This window comes from Luteococcus japonicus, from assembly GCF_003752415.1.
Lineage (GTDB): Bacteria > Actinomycetota > Actinomycetes > Propionibacteriales > Propionibacteriaceae > Luteococcus > Luteococcus japonicus.
The window spans coordinates 429,423-447,854 of the sequence record NZ_RKHG01000001.1; the positions used below are offsets into that span (position 1 = coordinate 429,423).

Below are 18,432 nucleotides of genomic sequence, written 5' to 3' on the forward strand. Positions count from 1 at the left end.
CCCCGAGCACCAGCCCAAGAAGGCGAAGGTGCGCACCGACATCGACAAGTACCACTGGAAGCAGCTGTCACGACGGGCGCGCCGGATGCAACCCTTCTGCTTGCTCTGTGGCACCACCGACAACCTGCAGGCCGACCACAGTCCCCGCGCCTGGGCACGCTCCATAGCCGGCCTCCCGATCCGACTGGTGGACGTGAACGTCCTCTGTGGCCCCTGCAACAGCGGCGCGGGATCAAGCCAGCCCAGAAGTGCCCGCTATGACCTCTGGGAAGCCACAGGAGCCGATCTGACGGCCTCAACGCCTGACCAGACGCTGCTCAGTACCCAGGGGGGTAGGGGTGCGCACGAGGCTTCTCCCCTCCGCGGTGAGGCAAAGTTTCGCTCTCAGTTGGGAATGACTCCCAATAAGGCGGCGTCATGGCGGGGCTGAGGGCTGGCGCGAAGACCGCGATCACGGCTGAACCGCTTGACTTCACTGGTTGGCCGACGGACCGAGCGGAGCGTCGGGTCAGGTTCGTGGAGCAGTTCGTCATGGTCACCAAGGGCGTCGGTGCCGGAGAGCCCTTCAAGCTGCGCATCTGGCAGAAGGAGATCATCACTGGCGCGTTCGCACCTGGGCGCCGGTCGGCTCTGGTGAGCCTGCCGCGTGCGAATGGCAAGTCGGCCTTGGCTGCTGCCCTTGCCGTTGCTGAGCTGTTCTGTGGCCCGTCATCGGCTGAGGTGCTGGTGGTGGCTTCTGACCAGCGTCAGGCGTCCATCGTGTTCAACCTGGCGCGTCGGATGATCGAGATGAACCCGGAGCTGGCCGAGCGGACGCAGATCTACAAGGACCGCATCGTCGTGCCCGAGAACGACGCGACGATGATGGCCCTTCCTGCTGATCCTTCGGCGCTGCACGGGTGGGACCCGTCACTGTTGATCGTCGACGAGCTCCACGTCGTGACCGAGGACGTGTGGGAGGCCGTCACGTCGGTGTCCGGCAAGCGTCCCGAGTCGCTGGTGCTGGCCATCTCCACCCCGGCCACGTCGTCCGACAGCGTCATGTGGAAGCTCGTCCAGCATGGCCGCGACGAGACCGACCCAAGCTTCTTCCTGAAGGAGTTCTCCGCGCCGGACGGCTGCGCTATCGACGACCGGGAGGCGTGGCGGCAGGCCAACCCCGCGTTGGGCGACTTCTTGACCGAGGACGGGTTGGCCAGCGTGATGAAGACCATGCGGGAGCCGAACTTTCGAATCCTCAGGTTGGGGCAGTGGACGAAGGGAACGGATGCCTGGCTGCCCTTCGGGGCGTGGGCCGATTGCGCTGCCGAGGATGAGCGGGTTGTTGGTCCCCGTGAGCGGGTCTGTCTCGGCTTCGACGGCAGCGCCAGCGGTGACAGCACGGCGCTGGTGGGCTGCACCATCGGTGAGCGTCCGCACCTGTTCGTCGTCGGCCTGTGGGAGAACCCCGGCAAGGACGACTGGCGCGTCCCGCGGGCCGAGGTGGACCGGGCGATCAGGAAGGCCTTCGAGGACTTCAACGTCGTCGAGCTGGCCTGTGATTTTTGGGGCTGGCGCTCCGAGATCGAGACCTGGGCGAAGCGTCACGGCGCCCGTCGGGTGATCGAGTACGACACCTCCTACCGCAAGCGGATGTGCCCGGCCACCGACAAGTTCTACGCGGCCGTGATGGACCAGAACCTGACCCACGACGGCAACGAGGACTTGGCCGCCCACATGGCCCACGCTCACGTCACCGCCACACCCCAGGGCGACGCGATTGTGAAGCAGAAGCGCATGTCCGCCCGCAAGATCGACCTGGCTATTGCGGCCATCGTCGCGCACGACCGAGCAACCAACACCACCACCACCAAGCGCCGGCGCTCCGTCGGCTTCGTCTAGAAGGACACACACATGAACGATCTCGAGACCATGATCAGCACCCTGCAGATCATCGACAACGACGCAGTCCGCCGGACGCGATGCAACACCTACTACAACGGCAAGCAGCCCTTGGCCTTCCTGGCTCCCGAGGCCCGCACCGCCCTGGGCAACCGCTTCGGGGTCCTGAACTCCAACACCTGCCGCGTTGCCGTGAACGCGCTGGTGGAGCGCCTTCGGATCACCGGCTTCACCGGACCGGAGGCCATCGCACTGTGGGAGGACTGGCGACGCAACGACCTGGACCAGCTGGCCCCGGTCGCCCATCGTGAGGCCCTGATCACCGGCGAGGCCTTCGTCATCGTGTGGGCCGACGCCGCTGGCAACCCGCAGGTCACCATCGAGAGCCCGGAACAGGTAGCCGTGCAGCGCCACCCTGCCACCGGGACCGTCACCGCTGCCGCCAAGCGCATCGAGCACAAGGACCACACCGAGGCCGTGTTGTACCTGACGGACCGCATCGTGAAGTTCCGTTCGCAGGCCACCGGCGCCGTCCTGCACGGCTTCGAGGCCGTCGAGACCATTCCCAATCCGTTGGGCATGGTTCCGGTGGTGCCGCTGCGCAACACTGAGCGCCTGACTGGCCCCGCCGCCAGTGAACTGGATGACCTGCTGCCCCTGGTTGATGCCCAGTCCAAGCTGTTGGCCGACTTGATGGTGGCGTCCGAGTACGCCGGCCGGCCGCGCCGCTGGGCAACCGGCATCGAGCTGGAAGAGGAGGACGTCCTCGACGCCGACGGCAACCCGACCGGGGAGACCCTCGAGGTCAACCCCTACCCCGAGGGCTCGCGGATGATGGTTGCCGAGCCCCAGGAGGCAAAGTTCGGGCAGCTGCCCGCCGCCGACCTCGCCGGTTACGAGGCTGCCATCCGCGTCCTGCAGGCGCAGATCAGCGCGGTCTCTGGGCTCGCTCCGCACTACTTGGGGGTCCACGGGGATCAGCCTGCCTCCGCCGATGCGCTGAGGGCGTCTGAGGCCGCCCTGGTGGCGAAGGTGGAGGCTCGCCAGCTTGCCTTCGGCAGGGCATGGGAGGCCGTCGCCCGCCTCATGCTGGCCGTGCGCACCGGCCGACGTCCCGAGACCGTCAACGTGGCCGTCCAGTGGGCCGATGCCGCGACCCGCTCCATCGCCCAGGAGGCCGACGCCATCGTGAAGCTGTTCGCTGCCGGCCTCATCCCGCAGTCCTACGCGCTGCAGCGTCTCGGTTACTCCGACGACGACATCCGCCAGATCACTGCCGCCAGCCCGGCGACGACCACAACCCCGGCCACCCCGGCCTGACCCGAAGGAGAACCAGCATGACCAACGAGAACAAGATCACCGAGACCACCCCCGAGACCACCGACGAGGCCACCGAGACCAGTGGGTCCGGCGACGAGAACGTGACACTCGTGACAGATGTGACACCGACCGCGAACGAGGGTGTCACGACCGACGAGCCTGAGAGCTTCCCCCGCGAGTACGTCGAGAAGCTGCGCAAGGAGGCCGCCGACAACCGCGCCAAGGCGAAGGCTGCCGAGGCTCTGCAGCATGAGGTCTTCGGCCTTCGTGTCGCCGCCCTGGGCAAGCTCCACGACGCCAGCGACATGCCCTTCGACCCGGCTCTGCTCGAGGACCCCGACAAGCTCGCTCAGGCCGTCGACGAGCTCGTCACCCGAAAGCCCTACCTGGCCCGTCAGGTGGTGGCCGGGAGTATCGGTCAGGGTGCCGCACCGGCCACCCCGTCCGTGTCCCTGATCGACGCGCTGAGGGGCTGACAAGCGACCCTCACGGGCTCACACTAAGTAGCACGACCAAAATAGGAGTTAAGCAATGGCTGAAGTAGGTACATGGGGAGCACCATCGGTTGGCATGTTCCCGAAATGGCAGGGAGGGATGTCCGTCGACTTCAAGAAGGACAGCGACAGCGATGTCTACGCCATCACAGGAATTGATCGTGACGAGTGGACGATTATCGGCTTCGAGTGGCGCGCCAGTGACCGTCAGTGGGGTGACGTGAATGCCATCGTCGTGCCCAGCGAGGTCAGGATTAGTGAATCACCGACGAGGATCGAAGCCACGGCTTTGCGGCTGCACGATGTCAGCATCACCGACATCCTGCCGAAGATCGTCCACAAGGGTGATTTCCGTATGCGGCGGAGTCATCTGGCGAACTCCGAGATCACGATCACCTCCTTGGGTGACGTGCCGGAGCAGGATTGACACGTTACCCCCTAGGGGTATCATGGGGGCGTCGGGTTGATCCCGGCGCCCCTTTCGCTTGTGCCCCTGGCGGGCAGGCAATCACCGTAGATTCCAACCCCGCCTCAGGAGGCACATCATGTCCGAACCCGTCATCACCCCCCCGGTCCACATCGAGACCGCGGCCGAGAACCCCAGCATCATCAAGGATGCCGTCGCCAAGATCCTCGTCGAGCCCCTGCAGGCCGCGAGCGTGGTCCTGTCCAACGGCCCGAAGATCTTCGACAGCTCCGAGCCGCTGATCATCCCCAAGCTGACCACGAAGACCACCGACCCCGGCTGGTACGGCCAGGGTGAGGAGATCGGCACCGCCGACGTTGACTTCGACGAGATGACGCTGCTGCCCATCACCCGCAAGTCCCTCAAGGTCATCAGCGTGGTGTCGAACGAGCTGCTGCGTCAGGCCAACGCGGTGAACCTCGAGGGCGTCATCCGCCAGAAGCTCGTCACCGACGTGACCAACAAGCTCGACGATGCCCTGCTGAAGGGTGACGGCGCTGGTGACACCATCACTGGCATCCTGAACCAGGCCGGCGTGACCAAGGTCACGGCCGATCCCGCCACCATCGACGGGTTCCTCGCCGGTCTGGCTGCCATGGCCGCCGTCGAGGAGCAGCCCAGCGTTGCGTTCATGTCCGGCGCCGACTACTTCAAGATCCTGGGCCTGAAGGACGGCCAGAACCGTCCCCTGGTGCAGCCCGACGTGACCCGCGCCGCCGGCATGCAGCTGCACGGCGTGAAGCTCGTGGTGACCAACAAGCTGGCCGCGGGCAAGACCATGCTGGTGAACATGTCCGAGGTGGCCATCGTGCGCGACCTGGCCGCCCAGGTGACCCCGCTGAAGGAGGCCTTCGCCACCAAGGACTCCACCGGCATCCGCGTCGTCACCCGCTACGACCTGGGCCTGCTGCGCCCCGAGGCCGTCGCCATCGTGAGTGCCGCCTGATGATGCCGACTCCCGAGTCCGTGGCGGCCTTCCTGGGCCGTGGTGACGATCCAGCGACCGTCGCCGCGGCTCGGGAGACCCTGCCCATCGTCGCCGCCATGGCGAGGTCCTACACCCGCGACCGTGGCTTCGACGAGAGAGACCCCGCCTATGACGTGGCCGCAGTCCTGGTGACCGCTACGGCCCGCTTGATGGCCAACCCGGAGCAGCTCGCCAGCACTGTCGGGGAAGTGACGCTGGCCGGATGGCAGGGCTGGACGTTGGCTGAGACGTTCGTCTTGAACCGCTACCGGGTGAGGTCAGCATGATGGGCTTTCGCACGAAGATTCGCTTCGCTCGGCAGGGCCAGGAAATCGACTGGGACTCTCACGGCAACCCGATCTACGGCCCCAGCGTCGATGTCACCTACTGGGGCGAGATCCAGCCCTTGTCGAGCGTCGAGAAGGGACCGATCAGCGCCCAGAGCACCGTCACCCTGCAGAAGGTCTACCTTCCCGCCCACGCGGCCCTGAGCGGCGCCGACCGCGTGACCATCGACGGGCGTACCTACGAGCTGACCGGCGATCCCGAGCGACACATGGTCGGTGGGCATGTCCACCACCAGACCGTCGTCGTGAAGCACGTCACCTGAGACTTCTGCGTCAACGCGCCCAAGTCGAGACGGTCAGGCTCGATGTTTCCGGGAGCGAAGGGCGGGAGCCGGTCCAAGCGACGGAGCCAGCATTGATCGCACCTGCGCAGAACAGAACACCCCCAGCAGCCGTGGAAAGCTGCTGGGGGTGTTCTGCGTCCGACACGTATCCGACACGGGCCGAAATGAGGACGGCCCCTGACGAGCGTTTCCGCTTGCCAGGGGCTACTTCACAAGGGTGGGCGATACTGGGTTCGAACCAGTGACCTCTTCGGTGTGAACGAAGCGCGCTACCACTGCGCCAATCGCCCTTGCGTTGAGAAACACTAGTGCCATCCCGGGCGAAAGCACAAATCGGCCACATGACCTGCCCTCAACGAGCGAACCACGGGCAGGTGACATGAGCTCGAACGAAGGAGGCAAGGGCCACGGGAGGGGACCGAGGGCATGGTTTCGGCACGGTGAACACGGGTGAATCACGCCGATGTGACTCTCGATTTGCACATCCAGAAATCCCTCCGCTAGTGTTCTCAACGCACCGCTTCGGGGCGCTGGTTCGAAGAGCTGGCAAGCCGAAAAAGGATTTGAACCGAATCGCAAGATCCGATAGAGTCCTCTGGTGCGAAGCGCGAGGGAGTCCGCAAGGATGAACTCAAGCAAACATGCGGACGTGGCTCAGTTGGTAGAGCATCACCTTGCCAAGGTGAGGGTCGCGGGTTCGAATCCCGTCGTCCGCTCGGAGAGGCTCTCGCCCCATCCCCATCGGTGAGGTCCATCCTTCACGGTGGAGTGGCCGAGAGGCGAGGCAACGGACTGCAAATCCGTGTACACGGGTTCAAATCCCGTCTCCACCTCGGGCGGTTGGCGCAGTGGTAGCGCGCTTCCCTGACACGGAAGAGGTCACTGGTTCAAACCCAGTATCGCCCACCACCAAGAAGGCCCGCAGATTTTCTGCGGGCCTTCTTTTTGCGTTGCTGCGTTGAGAACGACGGGCCTCCAGACTTGGTGTTGGCTGAAGGCTGTTCCCGGCTGCGCCTTCACGGGGCGTGGAGACCCAGGCACCACATAACATCGAATCCATGCCCACACCCATGAGCGCAGAGCGGAGCGCTCCGCGTCCCATGGTGGTCTTCGTCGATCTGGGCACGATGCTCTCCTTCGACCAACTCGCTGCCTGCCTGCACCGTCGCGGGATCGAGGTGGTCCACGTGACGGTCGCCGACAATCTCCTCGCCCGGGTCAGCTCACGCGTCCTCTATGACCAGAGCCACTACTTCAGCACTCCCGAGGACCTCGATTCGATCCTCGGGGCCCTGCCGGCCGAGCGGGTGGTGGACGTGCAGTGCCCCGAATTCCTGCTCGACGACGTGATCCATGCGGCTCACCGTGCGGGCTTCCCCGGAAGGGTGGTGGAGGCCTTGGAGCATCGCTTCACCTGGCGGGACAAATTGGTGGTGTCCAGGGCGCTGACCGAGGAAGGGCTTCCCGTTCCTCCCGTCGAGCCCCTGCTGGGCCTGTCTGGCCCTCAACTCGTGCACGACCTGGGCCTTCCCCTGGTGATCAAGCAGCGGATCGGGTCGGGCGGCGAGGGTGTGCGCATCGTCTTCGACGTCGCGCAATTGGATGGGGTCGTCGACGAGCTCGGCGGCGACCCGGAACAGCTCTACGCCGAACGCTTCGAACCGGGCGAGACCCTCTGTTATGCCGCCGCGCACCACGATGGGGTGGTGACGGAACACGCTGTCTATCGCACCATCCAGGCGACCGCCGCGGAGGGCCCTTCATCGACCATCGAGGTGACCGACGATCCCGAGGTCGCCCGCGTGGGAGATCTTCTGGTCAGGCAGATGAAGGGCCTGGGGCTGGTGAACCTGGACCTCGTCCGCGACAAGCAGGGCACACCCCAGGTCGTCGACGTGAATCTGAGGGCGTGGCACTCGATCGTCGCCCTCGGAGCCGCCGGGCACCACTTCGTGGAGTCCTACCTGGAGTGTCTGGGTGTTGACTTCGCCCAGCCCCGGCGTCCTCGGCCATTACACGGGCGCGAGGTGCACGTCTTCCCGGACCAGACTCCCCGAACGGGAGCCCGATGGCCCACCGTGCGACGCTTCGTGGGGGACTGGGCCGGACAGCGCCGCGTGCTACCTGCGAAGTATGTCGCGGTGCAGCTCCTGCTCTTCCTGCGTCGCCTCCTCTGAGCGGGCCGCGAGCAGTCCTCTCGCCGATCGGGCAGAATGGGGTGCGCGTCCGTTGACGCAGCCACCGCGCACGTCCCCTGTCTGGGCGCGCGCACGAAGAGAGGAAGCCCAGTGAGCACGATCACCATCCAACGCGAAGGCCAGACGACGGAACAGGTGATCGAGACCACCACCACGGGTCTGGACCTCTTCGGCGACGACCGCTCCATCGTGGCCATGCACGTCAATGGCGAGACCCAGGACCTCCAGCGAACCCTGCACGAGGGGGATGTCGTCGAGCCCGTGCTGATGACCAGCGACGAGGGATTGTCCATCGTGCGCCACTCCGCCGGGCACGTCACTGCCCAGGCGCTGCAGAGCATCTTCGTCGAAGCCAAGCTGGGGATCGGGCCTCCCATCAGTGACGGCTTCTACTACGACTTCCAGTGCGAGCCGCTGACCCCCGAGGACCTGAAGGCCGTCGAGAAGAAGGCCACGCAGATCATCAAGGAGAAGCAACGCTTCGTGCGCCGCGTCGTCTCCGAGGCCGAAGCCCTGGAGGCCGAGAAGGATGAGCCTTTCAAGCTGGAGCTGATCCAGGACAAGGGCGGCAGCAATGACGAGGACGGCTCCTCGGTCGAGGTCGGCGGCGCCGAGCTGACCATCTATGACAACGTCCGCCGCGACGGCAGCGTGGCCTGGTACGACCTGTGCCGCGGCCCGCACGTGCCCCACACCGGCTACATCAACGCCTTCGCCCTCACCAAGAGCTCCGCCGCCTACTGGCGCGGTGACCAGGCGAAGGCACACCTGCAGCGTGTCTATGGCACGGCCTGGGCCAGTCGTGAGGACCTCAAGGCCTACCAGGAGCGGCTGGCCGAGGCCGCCAAGCGTGACCACCGCAAGCTGGGCGCCGAGCTGGACCTGTTCAGCTTCCCCGAGACGCTGGGTGCCGGCCTGCCGGTCTTCCACCCCAAGGGTGGCGTCATCATCCGTGAGATGGAGGACTACGTCCGCCAGGCCCACGTCGACAACGGCTTCGTCTATGTCAAGACGCCCCACATCAGCAAGGAGGACCTGTTCTTCACCTCGGGTCACCTGCCCTACTACGCCGATGGCATGTTCCCCGCCATGGACGACAACGGCACCGCCTACCGCCTCAAGGCCATGAACTGCCCGATGCACAACGAGATCTTCCGCAGCCGTGGTCGCTCCTACCGTGAGCTCCCGCTGCGGCTGTTCGAGTTCGGCACCGTGTACCGCAACGAGAAGTCGGGCGTGCTGCAGGGCCTCACGCGCGTGCGCACCATCAGCCAGGATGACTCGCACAGCTATGTGACCCCGGAGCAGGCCCCCGAGGAGATCAAGCACCTCTTGCAGTTCATCTTGAAGCTGCTGCGCGACTTCGGGCTGGACGACTTCTACCTGGAGCTGTCCACTCGGGACGAGGACGGCAAGAAGAAGGACAAGTTCATCGGTTCCGACGAGCAGTGGGCCACGGCCACCGAGGTGCTGCGCCAGTGCGCCGAGGAATCCGGGCTGGAGTGCGTGCCGGACCCGGGTGGCGCCGCCTTCTACGGCCCGAAGATCTCCATCCAGGCCAAGGATGCGATCGGCCGGACCTGGCAGATGTCGACGATCCAGTACGACTTCAACCAGCCCGAACGCTTCGGCCTGCAGTTCACGGCCAGTGATGGCAGCCACCAGCAGCCGGTGATGATCCACTCGGCGAAGTTCGGCTCCATCGAGCGCTTCTTCGGTGTTCTGGTGGAGCACTATGCCGGTGCCTTCCCGGCGTGGCTGAGCCCCGTGCAGGTGATCGGCATCCCCGTCGCCGGCGAGTTCAACGAATACCTGGCCGAGGTGCTCTCCCAGCTGGAGAAGCGCGGGGTGCGGGTGGAGATGGACACCTCCGACGACCGATTCCCGAAGAAGATCCGCAATGCGACAAAGCAGAAGGTGCCCTTCATGCTGATCGCCGGTGGTGAGGACCGCGAGGCAGGTGCGGTCAGCTTCCGCTACCGCGATGGATCGCAGCGCAATGGCCTGCCGGTGGCCGAGGCCGTCGACCAGATCGTCGAATGGGTCGAGTCCCGTCGCAATGACTCGCCCTCGGCGGCCGAAGCGGAGGAATCCCAGGCGTGAGCGACGACCAGCCCCTGCTCGAGTTCGCCGATTCGATGGCGGGTGTCCCGGATGCCTTCCAGCGCTTGTGGACCCCCCATCGGATGGCCTACATCAAGGGGGATTCGAAGCCGACGGACAGCACGGAGAACCAGTGTCCCTTCTGCGTGAAGCCGCAGCGACCCGACGATGACGGGCTGATCGTGCACCGGGGCGAGACCTGCTTCGTGGTGATGAACCTCTTCCCGTACTCGCCGGGTCACCTGTTGGTCTGTCCCTACCGGCACATCTCCTGGTACACCGACGCCAACGAGGCGGAGGTTGCGGAGATGGCGGTCCTGACCAGGACGGCCATGGACGTGCTGATGGAGGTCTCCCGTCCGGCCGGCTTCAACATCGGGATGAACCAGGGGGAGGTTGCCGGCGCCGGCATCGCCGCCCATCTGCACCAGCATGTGGTTCCACGCTGGCAGGGGGATTCCAACTTCCTGCCGATCATTGCCCAGACCAAGGCCGTACCCCAGCTCCTCGACGATGCGCGCCAGGCGCTCGCTGCGGCGTGGCCGACGACCAGCAAGGACTGATCCGAATGGTTGAACGACTCCGCAAGGGCTATGCGGCCGCCATGACACCGGCCGCCCGTCTGTTCATGGCGCTGCGCATGACACCGGACATGGTCACCTGGTTGGGGACCCTGCTGGTGATCGTCGTCTCCCTGTGGCTCGTGCCCGCAGGACACCTGTGGCAGGCAGCACTGGCCATCACCTTCTGCGTCCTCACCGACGGGGTGGACGGCCAGATGGCCCGGATGACGAACCACAAGTCCGCCTACGGCGCCTTCCTGGACTCGACCCTGGACCGGGTGGCCGATGGCGCGATCTTCGGTGCCGTTGCCCTCTGGTATGCCGGGGGCGGGGACTCGGTCCTGCTGGCGGGAGCCGCCATTGGGGCGCTCGTCATGGGACAGGTCACCAGCTACGCCAAGGCCCGCGGGCTGGCGCTCGGATTCAAGGTCTGGGGTGGGCTCGCGGCCCGGGGCGACCGTCTGCTGGCGCTGTTGCTGGGCATGCTGCTGACCGGTCTTGGCCTGTGGTGGGCCATGCCGGTGGCACTGGGCTACCTGCTCTTCGCCAGCACCTGGACGGTCCTGCAGCGCATGGGCCAGGTCAAGCAGCAGGCCCGTGAAGCCGAGGCACAGGGCATCGAGGTCATCGATCCGCAGGCCACCGTCGCTGCCGAGCATGCCGGCGAGCAGACCCTGCACCGCAAGGAGCGTTCGCAGCCATGAGCAGGATGGGCCTCGCCCTGGCTGTGGCCGGTGACGTGCCACCCGTGCTGTGGCGGCCGATGGTGCAGATCGCATCGTGGGCCGTGGCCCTTCGGCCGCCTCGGCCGCTGCGGCAGTGGCAGCTCAACGCCTGCGTGGTGACCGGCACCATGCCCGGCCGCCGCGACACCGCCCGGGCAGCAGCCAGCTGGGCGCGCAATCTGTTCGAATCCACCCAGCTGGAGCACTGGAGCCATGAGGACATCCGGGCCAGCATCCTTGTCGACGACGAGGACCGGGCACGGCTGCTGGTCGCCCATCGCGAGGGGGGAGCGGTCATCGCCCTGCCGCACATGGCTTCCTGGGATCTGGCCGGTGCCTGGGCCTGTCTGGAGGGGATGCCGGTTGCCACCGTCGCCGAGGAGCTCGAGGAGTCAGAATTCGCCTACTTCACGCGTGTGCGGGAGCGGCTCGGGATGCGCATCCACGGACACCGCACACCCCACATCCTCAGCCTGTTGGAAGCCGATGCGCGCGATGGTCGGCTGGTCTGTCTGGTGGGGGACCGCAACTTCGGCCGCGGCGGCGTTCCGGTCTCCTGGCCCACGGCGACGGGGGCGGTGCGGGTGCGGATGCCGGGCGGCGCCGCGCACCTGTCTTTGACCACCGGCGCGACCCTGCTCGGTGTCGCGTGCCGCTACGAGGGCCGACGGATGCGGTTGGTCGTCTCCCAGCCCATTGCCGGCGGCGACGTGGCCGGCCGAACACAGGGGCTGGCGGACTTCTTCGCTGCCCAGGTCCAGCAGGACGTCGTCGACTGGCACGTCCTGGTGCGCTTCTTCCCCGGAGTGGTGGCGCGGTGAACGACTGCCTGCGGGTCGGCCTGGTCTGCCCGTATTCCTTCGCACGTGCCGGGGGCGTGCAGAACCATGTTCTCGGACTGGCCGGCTGGTTGCGTTCGCAGGGACACAGCGTCTCGATCCTGGCGCCCGGGCGGCCCACCGCGGCAATGCTGCACGGCGCGGGCCTCGGCGCCACGGACTTCACCTCCGCGGGCCCGGCCATCCCGGTCTCCTACAACGGCTCGGTGGCCCGGATCAACTTCGGACCCGCCGCCGCCCTGCGGGTGCGCGACTGGCTCAAGCACGGGCATTTCGACCTGGTTCACGTGCACGAGCCGATGACGCCGTCCATCTCACTGCTGGCACTGGGCCGTGCCCGGGTGCCCCTGGTGGCCACCTTCCACACGGCCACCCCCGGCTCTCGAACCATGGGGCTGGCCTACCAGCTGCTGCCGCAGGCCGCCGAGCGGATCGACCGCTCGATTGCCGTCTCGCGGACGGCAGCTCGGGTGGCCGAGGCACACGGAGGACCACGTTCGACGGTGATCGGCAATGCCATTTCAGTCCGCGAACACCCGCTGGCCGAATGCACCGCGCGCTGGCGGGCCGGCGACCATCCGCGAGTGACCTTCGTCGGACGCTATGACGAACCGCGCAAGGGGCTCTCCGTCCTGCTCGACGCGCTGCCCGTCGTGCGTCGCCGTCATCCCGACCTGCGCGTGCAGGTGGTCGGGGCCGGGACGGCCAGGAGGACAGCGGGGGTGCAGTTCACCGGCCCCCTGGATGACCGGGGCCGCAACGAGGCATTGGCCACGTCCGACGCCTACGTGGCACCACACACGGGACGAGAGAGCTTCGGCATCGTCCTGCTGGAGGCCCTGGCCTCCGGCGCGCCCGTGGTGGCCTCCGACCTGCCCGCCTTCCGCGAGGTGGTCAGCGACGAGCACGGCCCGGTGGCAGACCTCTTCCGCCCGGGGGACCCGCAGGCCCTCGCCGAGGCGCTGCTCACCAGCCTCGCGCGGCCCCGCGGCCAGTGGGAACGGCGCGGCAGGCGTCGCGCCGAGGCCTTCGACTGGAGCGTCGTGGGGCCCCAGGTCCTGGAGGTCTACCGCAATGCCGCGGGGAGCGCGTCCTCGGCGGCACCACGTGGGCGATCGCCTAGGCTGTGGGTGTGAGCAATTCCATCCCCGGGCCAGACATGCGCGGCGTGCGCCCGGCGGAGCGCTCCTATGACACGGATCGTGTGCTGACGCTGCCCAATGTGCTGAGCTTCCTGCGGCTCACCGGGGTACCCCTGTTCCTGTGGATGATCCTGGGTCCGCATGCCGACGGTTGGGCGGTCATCCTGCTGATGTTCGCCGGGTTCACCGACTGGCTGGACGGAACGCTGGCCAGGGCCTGGCATCAGACCTCACGGCTGGGCCAGATGCTCGACCCGGTGGCCGATCGCCTGTACATCGGCTCCACGCTCATCGCCCTGGCCCTGCGCGACGTGATCCCGTGGTGGCTGGTGGCCCTCCTGGTGGCCCGCGACCTGATGATGGTGGCGCTCGTGCCCCTGCTGAAGACCCGCGGCTACACCAGTCTGCCCGTCCACCTGATCGGCAAGGCCGCCACCTTCTGCCTGCTCTACGCCTTTCCGCTGGTGCTGCTGGGGGCCGGGGACTCGGGCGTGGCGACCCTCGCCCGCGTGGTGGGCTGGTCCTTCGCCATCTGGGGCAGCGCCCTGTACTGGTGGGCCGGCCTGTTGTATGTCCGCCAGACCTGGCACCTGATGCAGACTCCACGGATCCCGCGATGACCCAGCCCAGCCGTTCCCCTGCCGCGAGCATGGACCTGCTCGCCTCGATCCAGCGCAATGCCCTGGAACCGGACTACCGCCGGGCGCGTCCCGGGGGAGAGGCCGGGCGGCGGCCCGCACTTCGCGTGGTGGGCATCGCCCTGGCCACCGGACTGTTGGCGATGGCCGCAGCACAGACGAGCCGCTCTGCTCCCAGCGCCCAGGCCGAGCGCACCGAGTTGTTGGACAGGGTTCGCTCCGCGCAGGTCCGCCAGGAGGAGTCCGTGGCCCGGATCGCGTCCCTCGACGCCGACGTCCGCCGCCTGCAGGAGGAGAACCTCGTCAGCTCGCACGACGGTGACCAGACAGAAGGCATCGTCACCGGCCGGGTGGCAGTCACCGGCCCAGGAATCGTCCTTGACCTGGATGATGCCCTGTCGGCCACCGATGGCGCCCAGCCTGCACGCGTGACTGACCAGGACCTTCGTCGCCTCGTCAACGGACTGTGGCTCTCCGGTGCCGAGGCGATCGCCGTGAACGGGCACCGGATCACGGCGCGGACCGCCATCCGCCAGGCCGGCTCGGCCATCACGGTGGACTACCGTTCCCTCAACCATCCCTATCGGGTGGAGGCCATCGGAGATCCCCGGCAGCTGGGTTCTCGGCTGGCCGCCGCCCCGGCCGGCCACTGGTGGAACTTCCTCAAGGACAACTACGGCCTGGCATACCAGGTCACGACGGCCGAGGACCTCACCCTGCCCGCCGATCCCGGCCTGGGGGTCTCCAAGGCCCGGGTTGACCGATGACCACAGCTTCCGGAGGATCACGATGATCGCACTGCTCGGCCTCGTCCTGGGGGTCCTTCTGGGCCTGTGGTTGGAACCCAGTCTCCCCACGGCCCTGCAGCCCTACCTGCCGATCGCCATCGTCGCGGCGCTGGACGCGCTCTTCGGCGCACTTCGCGCCTATCTGGAGGGGACCTTCACGGACAAGGTCTTCGTGGTGAGCTTCATCTCCAATGTCCTGATCGCGGCCATGATCGTGTGGGTCGGTGACCTGATCGGGGTCGGCTCCCAGCTGTCGACGGCCGTCGTCGTAGTGCTGGGCATCCGCATCTTCACCAATTCGGCTGCCATCCGCAGAGCCCTGATCCATGCCTGAGCCGACGCCAAAACCCGACGGGCAGCTCGAGGCGGAGCGCAGCCACCGCGAGGTCCTGCGCTCGGAGTACCCGGCCTGGGACCGTCTGCTGTCGGACTTCTTCCGTCCCTCCACCGGTCAGGCGATCATGGCAGTCGTGCTCTGCCTCGTGGGCCTGCTGGTGGTCATGCAGGTCCGGGCCAAGAATGCCGACGACTCCCTGGGTTCGATGCGGCGCACAGACCTGGTCCAGCTGCTCGACCAGCTCAATGCGGAACAGGAGCGCCTCGGGCAGGAGTCGGCCCGGCTGGAACACACTCGCGAACAGCTCGCGAGCGGCGCGGATGCCCGCCGGGTCGCCGAGGCGGAGAACCGCAAGCGGCGCGACGAGCTGGCGATCCTCGCCGGAACCGCCCCCGCCAAGGGACCCGGCATCCGCATCACGATCGTCGATCCCCAGGGCAAGGTGGGAGCAGACCTGTTGCTCGATGCCGTCGAGGAATTGCGGGACGCCGGTGCCGAGGCGATCGAGATCGACGACCAGGTCCGGGTGGTGGCACAGACGTGGTTCTCCCAACAGGACGGTTCGCTGGTGGTCGACGGCCAGCAGGTCCGCACGCCGATCACGCTCGATGTGGTGGGGGAGCCTCACGCGCTGGAGGAGGGGGCGCGCTTCCGCGGTGGTCTGGTCAGTCAGGTTCAGGCCGAACAGGTCGGTGGGCACGTGTTGATCTCACGGCTGGAGAGCGTCCAGGTCTCATCCCTGCACCACGTCACCACGCCTCAGTGGGCCCGCCCTGCCTGACCCGAAGGGCGTGACGAGCGCAGCCTGACTAGGAGAATGTCTGTGAGGGCTGGCGTGCGAAGCCCATCTGGGCGTTAGGCTAGTGGCGCCCCCGACGGGCAACGTCGGGCAGACCTGCAAAGGAGCGATTGCGATGTCCCGTTTTCCCGAGGACCTGAAGTACAGCGAAGAGCACGAGTGGGTGCGCGCCGGCAACGGATCAACTGTTCGGGTCGGCATCACGGACTACGCGGCGCAGGCACTGGGCGACATCGTCTACGTCTCCCTTCCCACCGTCGGTGAGGAGATCGCCGCGGGAGACTCATGCGGCGAGCTGGAGAGCACCAAGAGCGTCTCCGACGTGTTCTCCCCGGTCTCCGGTGTGGTCACCGCGGTGAATGACAACCTTGCCGATGCTCCCGAGACGGTCAACAGTGACGCCTACGGTGATGGTTGGCTCTTCGAAGTGGAGCTCGGCGCCGACGCGGACACCGATTCCCTGCTCGACAGCGACGCGTACGCTGAACTCGTCGGCGAGTGATCGCGCACGGCAGGACGACAACCTGACAGAATGAAGGCTGTTCGCCCCGGCGGGGCGAACAGCGCCGGCGACGGGCAAACCCGTCACCATGCCTCGTACCTCAGGGGGGACGTCTCCGGATGTCCCTCCGCGCCAGTCGAATGGAGAACGGACCAATGGTGGAGTGCAGCCGATGCGGTCGTGAGGTGGACCCCCAGGCGAACTTCTGTTCGCACTGCGGTGAGCGAATCGTCGCCGTCGACGGACAGGCCGCCGAGGTGGCAGGGGACAGTACCCGGATGATCCCCGTGGTCACTGAGGTGACCGGCACCCTCGAGCTGGGGCCGGATGATCTCGCTGCGGTCAGCGCCCTGCCCATGGAGCATGCCCTGCTGATCGTGGAGCGCGGCCCCGGGGCCGGAGCGCGCTACCTGCTCGACAATGACGAGGTGACCGTTGGACGGCACCCGGACTCAGACATCTTCCTGGACGACATCACCGTCTCCCGGCACCACGTGAAGTTCACCAAGCAGGACCAGAACTGGTTCGTCGAGGACCAGAACAGCCTCAACGGCACCTACGTGAACCGCACGTTGGTGGACGGGCAGGCGCAGCTGCGCCAGGGCGACGAGGTGCAGATCGGCAAGTTCCGCATGATCTTCTTCGTGAGTGAGCCTGGTCTGCGCTGATGCCCCAGCCGCTGCGTTCCATCGGCCAGGTGCTGGCCATCCTGAAGGTGGAGTTCCCCGACGTCTCGATCTCCAAGATTCGCTTCCTGGAGAGCGAGGGCCTGCTGTCACCCGAGCGGGCGCCCTCGGGCTACCGCCGCTACTCCCAGGCCGACATCGACCGGTTGCGGTACATCCTGCGAGTCCAGCGGGACCACTACCTGCCGCTGAAGGTGATCCGCGAGCACCTGGACATGATGGACCGTGGCGAGCAGCCTCCCAACCTGGAGGCACCCCCACCCACCCCGAGCGCCCCGGTGACACCGCCGGAGGCCGAGTTGCCTCCTGCCGTCCCCTTCGCACGTCAGGATCGGCAGGCGGGCCCCCGAAAGCCCATCCGTCTCACGCGCCGAGAGCTGATCTCCACCTCGGGAATCAGTGAGCAGGTCTTGGTGGACCTGGAACGCCAACAGCTGGTCAGCCCGCGGCGACAGACCAATTTCTACGGGCGCGAGGCACTGACCATCTGCGTCGTCGCCAGGAAGCTGCAGCTCTACGGCATGGACTCCCGGCACCTGCGGGCCATCAAGCAGTCCGCGGAGCGGGAAGCCGGGCTCGTCGAACAGGCCGTCGCCCCCTTCCTCCGTCGACAGAACTCGCAGGCCACGGAGGCCGCCCGGGAGGTGACCCAGTTGGTCATTCACGCCCACGCGGCCATGATGCACTCCTTGATCGAACGCTGAGCATCCGTCGCGCGAGCTAGGGTGGAGGCATGCCTGAACTTGACGTCGTGGGAGTCCGGGTGGACGCCCCCTCCGGGGCCCCCATCCTGTTGCTGCAGGAATCCGGTGGCACCAGGGCCCTGCCCATCTGGGTGGGTGCTGCGGAGGCCTCGGCCATCGCCAATGCCCTCGAAGGCCTGGTCCCACCCCGTCCCATGACGCATGACCTGATGGTTCGCCTGCTCGCGGAGCTGGGCCATGACCGGGTGAGTGGACGCATCACCGGGATGCAGGATGGCGTCTTCCATGCAGAGCTCGAGGTCGACGGCCATGTCCTGGCCGCACGTCCCTCGGACGTGGCGGCGTTGGCGGTGCGCAGCGGCATCGTGATCACCGCGCCGGAGTCACTGATGGATGAAGTTGGGGTTGAGGTCGAGGAACCAGCCCAGGACGAGGTGGAGCAGTTCCGGGCCTTCCTGGACCAGGTCAATCCAGACGACTTCGAGGCTTCATAACCACTGGTCAGCGGGCACTCTCAAGCAGAGCTTCACCTCGCGTTCGAGCATTTCCCCTTGTCAAAGCGATTTTTCTGGTCCTTGGCGATATCGCGAGCGGGTTGCGGCGTGTTCATTGCCCCAACCCACCGTCGCCCTTTACGGTCGATACACAG

21 protein-coding genes and 4 tRNA genes are annotated in these 18,432 nt (G+C 66.8%); 24 read left to right on the forward strand and 1 reads right to left on the reverse strand.

All coding sequences use genetic code 11. The features are described 5' to 3' along the window. The first annotated feature begins 516 nt into the window (after positions 1-516). The 7 genes from EDD41_RS02045 (at position 517) to EDD41_RS02075 (ending at position 5,738) form a co-directional block, all read left to right on the forward strand. Entirely contained in the window at positions 517-1,881 is a 1,365-nt protein-coding gene (locus EDD41_RS02045; protein ID WP_245995503.1) for a terminase large subunit domain-containing protein, read from the forward strand. A gap of 12 nt (positions 1,882-1,893) precedes the next feature. Then, entirely contained in the window at positions 1,894-3,201 is a 1,308-nt protein-coding gene (locus tag EDD41_RS02050) for a phage portal protein (protein WP_123574791.1), read from the forward strand. Between the two features lie 17 nt (positions 3,202-3,218). Beyond that, the gene (locus EDD41_RS02055; RefSeq protein ID WP_123574792.1) at positions 3,219-3,677 is read left to right on the forward strand and encodes a hypothetical protein; all 459 of its coding nucleotides are present in this window, start codon (positions 3,219-3,221) and stop codon (positions 3,675-3,677) included. Between the two features lie 55 nt (positions 3,678-3,732). Then, entirely contained in the window at positions 3,733-4,122 is a 390-nt protein-coding gene (locus tag EDD41_RS02060; RefSeq protein WP_148060442.1) for a hypothetical protein, read from the forward strand. A 118-nt stretch (positions 4,123-4,240) separates the two neighbouring features. Further along, positions 4,241-5,107: a phage major capsid protein gene (locus tag EDD41_RS02065; RefSeq protein WP_123574794.1), complete on the forward strand. Its 867-nt coding sequence runs from the start codon at positions 4,241-4,243 to the stop codon at positions 5,105-5,107. Beyond that, positions 5,107-5,415, forward strand: a complete 309-nt coding sequence (locus tag EDD41_RS02070; protein WP_211336555.1) for a hypothetical protein — start codon at positions 5,107-5,109, stop codon at positions 5,413-5,415. Before EDD41_RS02065 ends, EDD41_RS02070 begins: the two co-directional genes overlap by 1 nt. Beyond that, positions 5,412-5,738 (forward strand): head-tail adaptor protein, encoded by a 327-nt coding sequence (locus tag EDD41_RS02075; RefSeq protein WP_148060443.1) that lies wholly within the window; start codon positions 5,412-5,414, stop codon positions 5,736-5,738. The genes EDD41_RS02070 and EDD41_RS02075 overlap by 4 nt, the downstream gene beginning before the upstream one ends. 239 nt (positions 5,739-5,977) lie before the next feature. On the opposite strand, the gene EDD41_RS02080 is transcribed toward EDD41_RS02075, so the two are convergent. Beyond that, positions 5,978-6,049, reverse strand: a tRNA-Val gene (locus tag EDD41_RS02080). Positions 6,050-6,402: 353 nt separating this feature from the next. Between EDD41_RS02080 and EDD41_RS02085 the strand changes: the two genes are divergently transcribed. The 17 genes from EDD41_RS02085 (at position 6,403) to EDD41_RS02165 (ending at position 18,277) form a co-directional block, all read left to right on the forward strand. Further along, positions 6,403-6,475 (forward strand) — tRNA-Gly (locus tag EDD41_RS02085). A 46-nt stretch (positions 6,476-6,521) separates the two neighbouring features. Further along, positions 6,522-6,592, forward strand: a tRNA-Cys gene (locus EDD41_RS02090). Between the two features lies 1 nt (position 6,593). After that, positions 6,594-6,668: transfer RNA gene (locus EDD41_RS02095), tRNA-Val, on the forward strand. Between the two features lie 149 nt (positions 6,669-6,817). After that, positions 6,818-7,936: an ATP-grasp domain-containing protein gene (locus EDD41_RS02100; protein WP_123574796.1), complete on the forward strand. Its 1,119-nt coding sequence runs from the start codon at positions 6,818-6,820 to the stop codon at positions 7,934-7,936. Between the two features lie 111 nt (positions 7,937-8,047). Beyond that, positions 8,048-10,060: a threonine--tRNA ligase gene (thrS, locus tag EDD41_RS02105; protein WP_245995504.1), complete on the forward strand. Its 2,013-nt coding sequence runs from the start codon at positions 8,048-8,050 to the stop codon at positions 10,058-10,060. 35 nt (positions 10,061-10,095) lie between these two features. Continuing rightward, positions 10,096-10,623 (forward strand): HIT family protein, encoded by a 528-nt coding sequence (locus EDD41_RS02110; RefSeq protein ID WP_179110694.1) that lies wholly within the window; start codon positions 10,096-10,098, stop codon positions 10,621-10,623. Between the two features lie 5 nt (positions 10,624-10,628). Next, a complete protein-coding gene (pgsA, locus tag EDD41_RS02115) occupies positions 10,629-11,327 on the forward strand; it encodes a phosphatidylinositol phosphate synthase (protein WP_094765279.1) in 699 nt (232 codons plus the stop codon). Then, the gene (locus EDD41_RS02120) at positions 11,324-12,169 is read left to right on the forward strand and encodes an LpxL/LpxP family acyltransferase (RefSeq protein WP_094765278.1); all 846 of its coding nucleotides are present in this window, start codon (positions 11,324-11,326) and stop codon (positions 12,167-12,169) included. The genes pgsA and EDD41_RS02120 overlap by 4 nt, the downstream gene beginning before the upstream one ends. Next, complete coding sequence (locus tag EDD41_RS02125) at positions 12,166-13,323, forward strand: glycosyltransferase family 4 protein (RefSeq protein ID WP_245995505.1); 1,158 nt, start codon at positions 12,166-12,168, stop codon at positions 13,321-13,323. The genes EDD41_RS02120 and EDD41_RS02125 overlap by 4 nt, the downstream gene beginning before the upstream one ends. Before the next feature lie 23 nt (positions 13,324-13,346). Beyond that, on the forward strand, positions 13,347-13,949 hold the full coding sequence (clsA, locus tag EDD41_RS02130) for a cardiolipin synthase ClsA (RefSeq protein ID WP_094765389.1): 603 nt from the start codon (positions 13,347-13,349) through the stop codon (positions 13,947-13,949). After that, on the forward strand, positions 13,946-14,734 hold the full coding sequence (locus tag EDD41_RS02135) for a DUF881 domain-containing protein (protein ID WP_123574798.1): 789 nt from the start codon (positions 13,946-13,948) through the stop codon (positions 14,732-14,734). Before clsA ends, EDD41_RS02135 begins: the two co-directional genes overlap by 4 nt. A gap of 22 nt (positions 14,735-14,756) precedes the next feature. Next, positions 14,757-15,089 carry a small basic family protein gene (locus EDD41_RS02140; protein WP_094765276.1) on the forward strand — a complete coding sequence of 111 codons (333 nt, stop codon included), beginning with the start codon at positions 14,757-14,759 and terminating at the stop codon, positions 15,087-15,089. Next, positions 15,082-15,873 (forward strand): DUF881 domain-containing protein, encoded by a 792-nt coding sequence (locus EDD41_RS02145; protein WP_094765275.1) that lies wholly within the window; start codon positions 15,082-15,084, stop codon positions 15,871-15,873. The genes EDD41_RS02140 and EDD41_RS02145 overlap by 8 nt, the downstream gene beginning before the upstream one ends. Positions 15,874-16,006: 133 nt before the next feature. Continuing rightward, positions 16,007-16,393, forward strand: coding sequence for a glycine cleavage system protein GcvH (gcvH, locus tag EDD41_RS02150; RefSeq protein WP_094765274.1), 387 nt, complete (start codon positions 16,007-16,009; stop codon positions 16,391-16,393). Positions 16,394-16,512: 119 nt separating this feature from the next. Then, positions 16,513-17,061 carry a double zinc ribbon and FHA domain-containing protein gene (locus EDD41_RS02155; RefSeq protein ID WP_370597008.1) on the forward strand — a complete coding sequence of 183 codons (549 nt, stop codon included), beginning with the start codon at positions 16,513-16,515 and terminating at the stop codon, positions 17,059-17,061. After that, on the forward strand, positions 17,061-17,783 hold the full coding sequence (gene ftsR / locus EDD41_RS02160) for a transcriptional regulator FtsR (protein WP_094765272.1): 723 nt from the start codon (positions 17,061-17,063) through the stop codon (positions 17,781-17,783). The genes EDD41_RS02155 and ftsR overlap by 1 nt, the downstream gene beginning before the upstream one ends. A gap of 29 nt (positions 17,784-17,812) precedes the next feature. Continuing rightward, positions 17,813-18,277 (forward strand): bifunctional nuclease family protein, encoded by a 465-nt coding sequence (locus tag EDD41_RS02165; protein WP_123574799.1) that lies wholly within the window; start codon positions 17,813-17,815, stop codon positions 18,275-18,277. Positions 18,278-18,432 lie beyond the last annotated feature (155 nt).